Consider the following 10,023-nt stretch of genomic DNA (forward strand, 5'->3'; position numbering starts at 1 on the left):
GCTGGACTGTCGAAACGTTGGTCGGTCAGAACTTCAGGGTCAGCGAAGCCTGGAAGTTGGCGTGGTTGTGGCGGCGGTTGTAGCTGCTCTCGGTGAAGCCCTGCTCATCGGTCAGCGCCGTGCGGCTGATGGTATCCAGCGGCGCCAGGTTGTTGGCCGCGACGCGCAGGGCGGCCTGGCGGCTGAAGGTCCACAGCGCATACACGTCGAGCGCACGCGCCACGCCCTGCTCCGCCCCTTGCGCCACCGTCTGCTGCACGCGGTAAGCGGGGGTGTAGAAGAGGCTGGCGCCCCAGGTCAAGGGCACGGTTTTCATCACGTGGTCGAAACCGAGGTTCAGCGCATAGGGTTGCTGCGATTCGAGCCGGTTGTCCGGCCTCGGAATGCCGTCCACCCGCGAGCGGTACAGGCTGAACGACGCACGCACATCCAGTGCCAGCCCGGCGTCCATCCAGTGGCTCAGCAGTTCAGCAGCCCGACCCTTCACTTCGAACTCCAGCCCGCTGGTGCGCGCCCGCTGCAGGTTCACCGGCCGTGAGACCCAGCGCGGCGTGCAGTCGCCGGTCGGCGAGCAGTAGGCCCAGCTCGGCGTCTCCAGCGTGACCTGATTGCGCATCAAGCCCGTGATGCGGCGATGGAAGCCGCCGATGCTCATCAGCCCGCCGCCGGCGAAGTATTTCTCGAACGCCATGTCGATGCCGGTGGCCAGCTCGGGCTTCAGCGCCGGGTTGCCGACGCGGTCGGGCGCGATCTGCGGGTTCGTCGTGTTCAGCGGGAAGCTGGCATTGATGCTGGGGCGGCCGAGCAGTGCGCCGGTGTCCGGCGCGCGGTAGCTGCGCGTCAGGCTGCCGCGCAGCAGGTCGCGGCCCTTGGGGTCGAGCTTGTAGTTCAGGTGCAGCAGCGGCGTCAGCACCGAACTGCGGCTGCGCAGTTCGTCGCTGCTGCTGCGGCTGGTGGTGGCGATGCGCTCGCCGCGCAGCCCCAGGTAGCTGGACCATTGCGGCCCGATCGCCCACTCGTCCTGCAGGTACAGCGCCTGGCGTTCGACCGCCGCGCGGAAGGGCTCGCCGTCGAAGCCGATCAGCTGCGGGCGGCCGTTTTCCATGACGCTGCGCACTTCGCGTCGGCGGCGGGCGTCGATGTCCCAGCCGAGCGCCAGCGTGTGGCTGTCCAGCACCGGTCGCAGCAGCTTGCCGCTGCTGGACCAGCCCCGCTCGCGGTTGTCGCCGCTGCTGTGGCGTTCCAGTGTCGGCAAGGCCTGGGCATCGAGCCCGTTCACGACCGTGTCGAAATGGCTGGCCGAGGCCTGCACGCCGGCCTTCACATCCAGCCGCATGCCATCGGGCCAGCGCCGCACCAGTTGCAGGTTGGTGCGCAGCATCTGCCAATGGCCTTCGTTGCGGTACGCGTCGTCGACGCTGATCGGCGGTTCGCCCTCCCGCACATCGTTCATCACGCGGCCGCTGCTGTTGAAGCGGTTGCCTTGCATGAAGGTCTGCCAGTTCAGACTGTCGCTGTCGCTCAGGCGCCAGTTCAGCCGCGGGCCGAAGTTCAGGCCGCCACCCCAGTCCGTGTCCTCGCGGCGGAACAGCGTGAACTGCGGGTCGCCGTTCACATCGCGGCTGCGCCGTTCGCCCCAGCTGTTGGAGGCCGAGCGCCACTGGAAGCCCGACAGCGGCAGCGACACGCTCAGATCGCCGAGCCGGTCGCCATAGGTCGCCGTGAACGAGGGCACCGGCCGCACCGCGTTGTAGCCCAGTCCGGTGCGCAACTCGCGCTGGCGCTGGCGCGGTGCATCGCGCAGGATGATGTTGATCGTGCCGCCGACGGCCTGCGCGCTGTGTTCGGCGGTCGGACCCTTGGTGACCTCGATGCGCTCGACCTGCGAGGGCGACAGGTTGTCCAGCGAGAAGCCCGGCGGCGCCGGTTCGCCGTTGATCAGCACCAGCGTGTAGCCGGCGCCCAGGCCGCGCAGCCGCGGGTTGCCGCCTTGCAGGCTGACGCCGGGCAGGCGCTTGAGCACATCGCTGACCGCCGTGTCGCCGTACTTGTCCAGCTCCTCGCGGCCGTAGATCGTCTTGGCCACCGGTTCGCGGCGGCGCAGTTCGGTGTCGCTGGCCGTCGCCGGACCGGTGATCTGCACCTGCTGCGGCACGACGGCATCGGCCGCCTGCGCCCAGGCACCCGAGCCGCCGCACAGCAGCAGGGCGGCCAGGCCACCGCGCCGGGCAGCAGGCCGCAGGCGCGAGGCGCGGCGCTTCACCGCATCAACGCTTGGTTTGCAGCTTGGCGAAGGCCGCGGCCATCGCGCCCGAGGGCTGCGGCGCGGCTGCCCGCGTGCCCGGGCTGCTGACGCGCTCGTTGCGCCCCGCCGGCCGGAACGCGCCCTCGCCGCGCGGCGCGCCGGCGCCCTTGCCTGGCTGCGCATCGAGTTTCATCGTCAAGGCGATGCGCTTGCGCGCCAGGTCGACTTCCAGCACCTTGACCTTGACGATGTCGCCGGTCTTGACGATCTCGCGCGCGTCGTTGACGAACTTGTTGGCCAGCTGGCTCACATGCACCAGGCCGTCCTGGTGCACGCCCAGGTCGACGAAGGCGCCAAACTGCGCCACGTTGCTGACCGTGCCTTCCAGCACCATGCCTTCCTTCAGGTCCTTGATGTCCTCGACACCGTCCGTCAGGCGGGCGACCTTGAAGTCCGGGCGCGGATCACGGCCCGGTTTCTCCAGCTCGACGAAGATGTCCTTGACCGTGATCGCGCCGAACTTGTCGTCGGCGAAGGCCTCGGGTTTGAGCGCGCGGATCACGTCGGACTTGCCCAGCACGTCGCCGATCGGCCGCTGCAGCTTGTCCAGCATGCGCTGCACGACTGGATAGGTTTCCGGGTGTACGCCGGACACGTCCAGCGGGTTGTCGCCATCGCGGATGCGCAGGAATCCCGCGGCCTGCTCGAAGGTCTTCGGGCCCAGCCCGGCGACGTCCAGCAACTGCTTGCGGTTGCGGAACGCGCCGTTCGCATCGCGCCAGCGCACGATGCTGGCCGCCACCGCGCCCGACAGCCCCGACACGCGCGACAGCAAGGGCGCCGACGCGGTGTTCAGGTCCACGCCCACCTTGTTGACGCAATCCTCGACCACCGCATCGAGCATGCGCGCCAGTTCGCTCTGGTTCACGTCGTGCTGGTACTGGCCGACGCCGATGCTCTTGGGGTCGATCTTCACCAACTCGGCCAGCGGGTCCTGCAGGCGGCGGGCGATCGACACCGCGCCACGCAGGCTGACATCCATGTCCGGCAGCTCCTTGCTGGCGAACTCGCTGGCCGAGTACACCGAGGCGCCCGCTTCGCTGACGACGATCTTCTCGATCGTCATGTCCGGCGCGATCGAGGCAATGCGCTTGATCAAGTCCGCGGCCAGCTTGTCGGTCTCGCGGCTGGCGGTGCCGTTGCCGATGGCGATCAGGTTCACGCCATGCGTGGCGACCAGCTTGCCCAGCGCGTGCAGCGAACCTTCCCAGTCGTTGCGCGGCTCGTGCGGGTAGACGGTGTGCGTGCCCAGCACCCTGCCGGTGTCCGACACCACCGCCACCTTCACCCCCGTGCGGATGCCCGGGTCCAGGCCCATCACCACGCGCTTGCCGGCTGGTGCGGCGAGCAGCAGGTCGCGCAGGTTGTCGGCAAAAACCTTGATCGCGGTGGCCTCGGCCGCTTCGCGCAGCCGGGTGAACAGATCGCGCTCCAGGCTCAGCGAGAGCTTGACCTTCCAGGTCCAGGCGATGGTCTTGCGGATCAGCTCATCCGACGGGCGCTTGGCATGGCTCCAGCCCAGGTGCACGGCGATGCGGCCTTCCGCAAGCGTCGGTTTGCCGGGCACCACTTCTTCATCCAGCTGAAGCTTCGCGTCCAGCAACTCCAGCGTGCGGCCGCGGAACACCGCCAGCGCGCGGTGCGAAGGCACGCTGCGGATCGGCTCGTCGTAGTCGAAATAGTCGCGAAACTTTGCAACATCGGCGTGGTTCGCGTCCTTGCCCTCGACCAGCTTGGAGGCGAAGCGGGCCTCCTGCCACAGCCATTCCCGCAGCTTGCCGACCAATGCAGCGTCTTCCGCCCAGCGCTCGGACAGCAGGTCGCGCACGCCATCGAGCACCGCGAAGGCATCGGCAAAACCGCCCTCGGCATCGATGAAACCCGCGGCCTCGGCCAGCGGGTCCAGGGAGGGGTCGGCGAACAGCTTGTCGGCCAGCGGCTCCAGCCCGGCTTCGCGGGCGATCATGCCCTTGGTGCGACGCTTGGGCTTGAACGGCAGGTACAGGTCTTCGAGTTCCTGTTTGGTCGGCACCGCCTCGATGGCGGCACGCAGCTCGGGCGTCAGCTTGCCCTGCTCTTCGATGCTCTTCAGCACCGCGGCACGCCGGTCTTCCAGCTCGCGCAGGTAGGCCAGGCGCGATTCGAGCTCGCGCAGCTGGATGTCGTCGAGCCCCTCGGTGGCTTCCTTGCGGTAGCGGGCGATGAAGGGAACGGTGGCGCCGCCATCGAGCAGTTCGACCGCGGTAGTGACCTGGCGCGGTGCGACCTTCAACTCGGCCGCGATTTGCAGAAGGATCTTGTCCAAGAGAGTCGGCCGGCGAGGGCCTGAAGAAAGACAAAGCGCGCGAGTGTGCCACAGCGCATCACCGATTCTGGGGAGGCTTTTCACAGGGTGCGCTTCGGCATAATCGTTGCAGGCGGCGCTGGCGGGCCGGGCCGTACATCACAGGACAAGGAATGATTCACACAGGGCCGGCCGGAGAGACCCCCCCACTGCTGAACCTGCGCGCCACGCCACTGGCCGGCGTGACGCTGCCGCTGCTGGCCGGCAGCCTGGTGCACGGTGACACGGACCTGGGCTCGAAGCCGTTGCAAGAAGACCGCTGCGGCGCCGTGCGCTGGCGCCACGACGGGCAATGGCTGTTCGGCCAGCTCGACATCGCGGACGACCAGGCCAGCGCCGAAGCGCTGGTGTCGCAGGTGCGGCAGGGCTACCAGGACCTTTTCAGGGCGCTGCGCGAGACCGGCTTCACGCACCCGCTGCGGCTGTGGAACTACCTGCCGCGCATCAATGCCGATCTGGAAGGGCTGGAGCGCTACCGCCACTTCAACCAGGGGCGGCAACAAGCCTTCCTCGAAGCCGGCCAGGCTGCGTTCGAAGGGGCGCCCGCCGCCTGCGCGCTAGGCACGCCCGGCGGCCCGCTGTGCGTGCGGGTGCTCGCCGGCCGCCGCCCGGTGCTGCCGCTGGAGAACCCGCGCCAGGTCTCGGCCTACCACTACCCCAGCGACTACGGCCCGCGCGCACCCACCTTCTCGCGCGCGGCGCTGGCCGACATCGGCGAAGGCCGGCTGCTGCTGCTGATCTCCGGCACGGCCAGCATCGTCGGCCATGCCACGCAGCACGCCGGCGATCCGCAGGCGCAGCTGAACGAGACACTGAACAACCTGCAGGCCCTCATCGACGTGGCCAATGCCCGCAGCGCGGCCGGCTTCCGACTTCACGAGCTGCACTGCACCGTCTACCTGCGCCACACCGAGCACCTGGACGCCGTGCGCCAGGCCCTGGCACAGCGCCTGGGTGCCGACGCGCCGCTGTTGCACCGCGCCGTCTACCTGCACGCCGACATCTGCCGCCGCGACCTGCTGGTCGAGATCGAGGCCCATGCCATGGCCCCCGGAGCCCTGCCCTCATGACCCTTTGCCCTTCGCTGCTGCGCACCAGCCTCGCCCTCGCCCTGCTGCTGGCCACCGCCGGCGCGCAGGCCGCCGAGGACAAACCGCTGTGGGAACTGGGCGTCGGCGCCGGCGTGCTGCAGCTGCCGCACTACCGCGGCTCCGACCAGTCGCACACCTGGCTGCTGCCGGTGCCCTACATCGTCTACCGCGGCGACATCTTCAAGGCCGACCGCAACGGCGCACGGGCGCTGCTGGTCGATGTCGATCGTTTCTCGGTCGATGTCAGCGTCTCGGCCAGCACGCCCACGCGCAGCCGCGACAACGTGGCGCGCGAAGGCATGCCGGACCTGAAGCCGACCATCGAGATCGGTCCGAACCTGAACTGGACACTCGGCCGTGGCGCCGACTGGAAGCTGGAACTGCGGCTGCCGGTGCGTGCGGCGGTCACCGTCGCATCGCAGCCGCGCGTGGCGGGCTGGATCACCACGCCGAACCTGAACCTCGATCTGCGCAGCGGCCCGTGGAACATCGGCGTGCTGGGCGGCCCGGTGTTCGGCAACCGCAAACTGCACGGTTTTTTCTACGACGTGGCGCCGGCCTATGCCACCGCGGCGCGCCCAGCCTACCAGGCCAGCGGCGGCTATGCCGGCAGCACGCTGGCTGCGGCCTTGTCGCAACGTGAAGGGGCGCGCTGGATCGGCGCCTTCGTGAAGTACGACCGGCTCAGCGGTGCCGCCTTCGAAGACAGCCCGCTTGTGCGCCAGCGGCAACAGTGGTCCTTCGGCATCGCGGTATCCTGGGTGCTGGCAGCCTCCGAACAACGGGTGAGCGTGAACGAATGAATCCGGTGCGCAGCTCCGCGACTCCGGCCACCGCGCGTCGCCCGGTGGCGTGGCCCGTGGCCGTGCCGATGACGCTGCTGCTGTACACGCTGCTGCTGCTGTTGGGCCTGCTCTCGCTGGCCTGGAACCTGGTGGCGATGCTGCTGTACCCGGTGCTGCCGAAAAAACGTGGTCAGCGCATCGGCCGTGCCGGCATCGCCTACGTATACCGCACGTTCTGGTCCATCGCTGCCTTCGTCGGCATGATGCGTCTCGAGGCCCAAGTGCTGGATGCGCTGCGCGACGAACCCGGCCTGATCATCGTCGCCAACCATCCGAGCATGCTCGACGCGCTGCTGCTGGTGGCCCGCCTGCCGCGCGCGGCCTGCATCATGAAGGCCAGCCTGCAACGCAACATCTTCCTGGGGGCCGGCGCACGGCTGGCACGCTACGTCAGCAACGACTCGCCGCTGCGCATGGTGCGCCTGGCCGCCAACGACCTGAAGCAAGGTGGCCAGTTGGTCGTATTCCCCGAAGGCACGCGCACGACGCAGTCGCCGATCAACAACTTCCGCCCCGGTGTCACGTTGATTGCCAAGCTGGCGAAAGCGCCGATCCAAACGGTATTCATCGACACCGAATCGCCCTACCTGGGCAAGGGCTGGCCGCTGTGGCGGCTGCCGCCGCTGCCCATCGTCTTCACCGTGCGGCTGGGCGAGCGCTTCGCACCATCGCGCGATGCAGAGGCCCTGCTGCGCGAGCTGGAACAGTACTTCGCCGCCGGCGTGCGGCCGCGCAAGCCGCAAGGCACCACCCCGTCCTGATGTCCTGCCGATGACGATTGCTTGCCGATGAGCGCAGGCCTGCCTGCTTCCAGCACCCACCTGGTGCTGATCCCGAGCTACAACACCGGCCGCCTGCTGGTGGAGACCGTGCGTGCCGCGCGCGCACAGTGGAACCCGGTCTGGGTGGTGATCGACGGCAGCACCGACGGTTCGGCCGACGCGCTGCAGCCTTTGATCACCGCCGACCCCGGCGGCCTGCGCCTGTTCGTGCTGCCGCACAACCAGGGCAAGGGCGCGGCGGTGCTGCACGGCCTGCGCGCGGCGCTGGCCGCCGGCTACACCCATGCCCTGACGATGGATGCCGACGGCCAGCACCCGCCGGCGCTGATCCCGGCGTTCATGCAGCAGTCGCTGCAGCGGCCCGAGACCATGGTGCTGGGCAAGCCGGTGTTCGATGCCAGCGCGCCGCTGCTGCGGGTGCGCGGCCGGCGTGTGTCCAACGGCTGGACCAACCTCGAAACGCTGGGCGCCGGCATCGGCGATTCACTGTTCGGCTTCCGTGTCTACCCGGCAAAAGACCTGGCCACGGTGATGGCCCAGCAACCCTGGATGCGGCGCTTCGATTTCGACACCGAAGCCGTCGTGCGCCTGGCCTGGCGCGGCGTCAAGCCCATCAACCTGGACGCGCCAGTGAAGTACCCGCGGCCCGAGGACGGCGGCATCTCGCACTTCCAGTACGGCCGCGACAACCTGCTGCTGACCTGGATGCACGCCCGGCTGATGGGGGAGTTCGTGCTGCGCCTGCCGCTGCTGCTGCTGCGCCGCGTGCTGCGGCGCCCGCCGTTCCAGCGCTGACCGTCAGCACATCCCGCCGTTGATGGAGATCACCTGGCCGCTGATGTACGCCGCTTGCGGGCTGGCCAGGAAGCCGACCAGGTCGGCCACTTCCTCGGGCGTGCCGGCGCGCTTGGCCGGCACCAGCTGCGCGATGGCCGCGGCATCGAAGCTGCCGTCGGCCATCGGCGACGCGATGATGCCGGGCGCCACCGCGTTGACCGTGACCCCGCGGCTGGCCACTTCCAGCGACAGCGCCTTGGTGGCACTGTTCAGCGCGCCCTTGGCCGCGGCGTAGTTGACCTGGCCGCGGTTGCCCATCAGCGCGGCCACCGACGAGAGGTTGACGATGCGGCCCCAGCGCGTGCGCAGCATCGGCAGCAGCAGCGGCTGCGTGATGTGGAAGAAGCCGTGCAGCGACACGTCGATCACGCGGTGCCATTGCGTGGCGCGCATGCCGGGGAACACCGCATCGTCATGCACGCCGGCGTTGTTGACGATGACCTGCACCGGCCCACCGGCCAGCAGGCGTTCGGCGGCGGCTTGTGTCGCCGCAGCGTCGGTCAGGTCGAAGACATGGCATTCGGCGCTGCCGCCGGCGGCGCGGATCTCGGCGGCCAGTTGTTCGATGGCGTCCGGGCGCTGGCTGGCATGCAGCAGCAGGCTGGCGCCATCGGCGGCCAGGCGGCGGGCGATGGCGCCGCCCAGCGCGCCGCTGGCACCGGTGACCAGGGCGCGCTTGCCGGCCAGCGTTTGGTTTGCACTCATCAGGGCTCCGCAGCAGCAGGCGTGGGAATTGGCGTGTTCAGCACCACGGTCGCGCGGCCCTCGGCGATCGACGTGCCCTGTTCGTCGCTGACGCGGAACTGGTAGAGGATTTGCCGTGCATCGCCGGCCAGGCGCTGGGCATGCACATGCAGCGCGCCGGGCACGGTGTTCAGCAGCGCCACCGACAGTTTCACGCCGCGCACGCTGGCCAGATAACCCGGTGTCGCAGCGGCCCCATCCGGCGCCAGCAGCGCACCGTGCAAGGCCATGGCCTGCGCGGCGTACTCGATCGCGCAAGGCGCCAGCAGGCCGCCGGCGCTGCGCAGCGGGTTGTCGGCATCGTGGTGGCTGACCGCGCTGCAGTGGATCTGGTCGGCATCCCAGCGCTGCAATGCATCCAGCAGGCACATGCGGCCGCTGTGCGGGATGCGCTGCGCGATGCCGGCGTGGTCCAGGATCTGCGGGTTCATCACGCAGCGGGCCGCTCGGCCACCAGCAGCACGTTGGCGAACGGCGTGCCTTCGCTCATCGGCAGCGGGCGCACGGCGAAACCGTGCTGCTGCAGCAGCGCGATCCAGTCGCGCAACGGCCGGCCGTAAGTGGGCGGCACGCGGTGGCCACGCACCATCGTGACGATGCGGTCGACCCACTGGCTGACGACAAAACCGCGACGGCTGTCGGCATCGCCCACGCGCAGCAGCAGGCGGCCACCCGGGCGCAGCGCTGTGGCCACGCGCTGCAGCAGCGCGGCCTGCGCGGCAGGGTCGACGTAGTGCAGCACGTCGAGGATGACCACCGCATCGCAGGCTGGCAGCGGCACCTCGCGCATGTCGCCGCAGATGAACTGCGGCTTCGACGGCAAGGAGCCGACCGAGGCCTCGGCGCGTGCCACGTCACGCGGCATCAGTTCTATGCCGATGTAGCGGTTGCCCAGCGGCGCCGCGGGCCAGGCCGTGGGCCAGCCGCCGCGGGCATGCAGCGCGTCGATGGCCGCCATCAGGCTGGCCAGCAAACCCTGGCCGCAGCCGATGTCGACCACCAGGCCCTGGGCCGGCAGGTAGCCGCGTTCCAGCAGGCCACGGAACACCGGGTCGCGGCCCAGCTTGCCGCGCGC

At 69.5% G+C, this 10,023-nt stretch carries 9 protein-coding genes; 4 read left to right on the forward strand and 5 right to left on the reverse strand.

The window, feature by feature from the left end; all coding sequences use genetic code 11:
- Positions 1-25: 25 nt before the first annotated feature.
- Both VLK61_RS23255 and VLK61_RS23260 read right to left on the reverse strand, forming a co-directional pair.
- A complete protein-coding gene (locus tag VLK61_RS23255) occupies positions 26-2,263 on the reverse strand; it encodes a TonB-dependent receptor plug domain-containing protein (RefSeq protein WP_325424428.1) in 2,238 nt (745 codons plus the stop codon).
- A 4-nt stretch (positions 2,264-2,267) separates the two neighbouring features.
- Complete coding sequence (locus VLK61_RS23260; protein ID WP_325424430.1) at positions 2,268-4,610, reverse strand: Tex family protein; 2,343 nt, start codon at positions 4,608-4,610, stop codon at positions 2,268-2,270.
- Between the two features lie 152 nt (positions 4,611-4,762).
- On the opposite strand from VLK61_RS23260, the gene VLK61_RS23265 reads away from it, so the two are divergent.
- From VLK61_RS23265 to VLK61_RS23280, 4 genes are read left to right on the forward strand one after another with little or no spacing between them, the layout of a single operon-like run.
- The gene (locus VLK61_RS23265; protein WP_325424432.1) at positions 4,763-5,719 is read left to right on the forward strand and encodes a hypothetical protein; all 957 of its coding nucleotides are present in this window, start codon (positions 4,763-4,765) and stop codon (positions 5,717-5,719) included.
- Entirely contained in the window at positions 5,716-6,543 is an 828-nt protein-coding gene (locus VLK61_RS23270; RefSeq protein ID WP_325424434.1) for a MipA/OmpV family protein, read from the forward strand. The genes VLK61_RS23265 and VLK61_RS23270 overlap by 4 nt, the downstream gene beginning before the upstream one ends.
- Positions 6,544-6,548: 5 nt before the next feature.
- Positions 6,549-7,346 (forward strand): lysophospholipid acyltransferase family protein, encoded by a 798-nt coding sequence (locus VLK61_RS23275; protein ID WP_325424436.1) that lies wholly within the window; start codon positions 6,549-6,551, stop codon positions 7,344-7,346.
- Between the two features lie 27 nt (positions 7,347-7,373).
- The gene (locus tag VLK61_RS23280) at positions 7,374-8,162 is read left to right on the forward strand and encodes a glycosyltransferase family 2 protein (RefSeq protein ID WP_414636848.1); all 789 of its coding nucleotides are present in this window, start codon (positions 7,374-7,376) and stop codon (positions 8,160-8,162) included.
- Positions 8,163-8,165: 3 nt separating this feature from the next.
- Here the strand turns inward: VLK61_RS23280 and fabG are convergent, their stop codons facing one another.
- From fabG to VLK61_RS23295, 3 genes are all read right to left on the reverse strand, one after another.
- Positions 8,166-8,909: a 3-oxoacyl-ACP reductase FabG gene (gene fabG / locus VLK61_RS23285; protein ID WP_325424438.1), complete on the reverse strand. Its 744-nt coding sequence runs from the start codon at positions 8,907-8,909 to the stop codon at positions 8,166-8,168.
- Positions 8,909-9,379, reverse strand: a complete 471-nt coding sequence (locus VLK61_RS23290; RefSeq protein ID WP_325424440.1) for a hydroxymyristoyl-ACP dehydratase — start codon at positions 9,377-9,379, stop codon at positions 8,909-8,911. The genes fabG and VLK61_RS23290 overlap by 1 nt, the downstream gene beginning before the upstream one ends.
- On the reverse strand, positions 9,379-10,023 hold a 645-nt coding region (locus VLK61_RS23295; RefSeq protein ID WP_325424442.1), incomplete at its 5' end, for a methyltransferase domain-containing protein. The genes VLK61_RS23295 and VLK61_RS23290, both read right to left, overlap by 1 nt.

It is taken from the genome of Aquabacterium sp. (assembly GCF_035476535.1).
Taxonomy (GTDB): Bacteria; Pseudomonadota; Gammaproteobacteria; order Burkholderiales; family Burkholderiaceae_C; genus Pseudaquabacterium.

Excerpts from the sequence above, each read along its gene's own strand:
- VLK61_RS23265 (WP_325424432.1), top strand. The coding sequence starts at position 4,763 with ATGATTCACACAGGGCCGGCCGGAGAGACCCCCCCACTGCTGAACCTG.
- VLK61_RS23270 (WP_325424434.1), top strand. The coding sequence starts at position 5,716 with ATGACCCTTTGCCCTTCGCTGCTGCGCACCAGCCTCGCCCTCGCCCTG.
- VLK61_RS23280 (WP_414636848.1), top strand. The coding sequence starts at position 7,374 with ATGAGCGCAGGCCTGCCTGCTTCCAGCACCCACCTGGTGCTGATCCCG.
- fabG (WP_325424438.1), bottom strand. The coding sequence starts at position 8,909 with ATGAGTGCAAACCAAACGCTGGCCGGCAAGCGCGCCCTGGTCACCGGT.
- VLK61_RS23290 (WP_325424440.1), bottom strand. The coding sequence starts at position 9,379 with ATGAACCCGCAGATCCTGGACCACGCCGGCATCGCGCAGCGCATCCCG.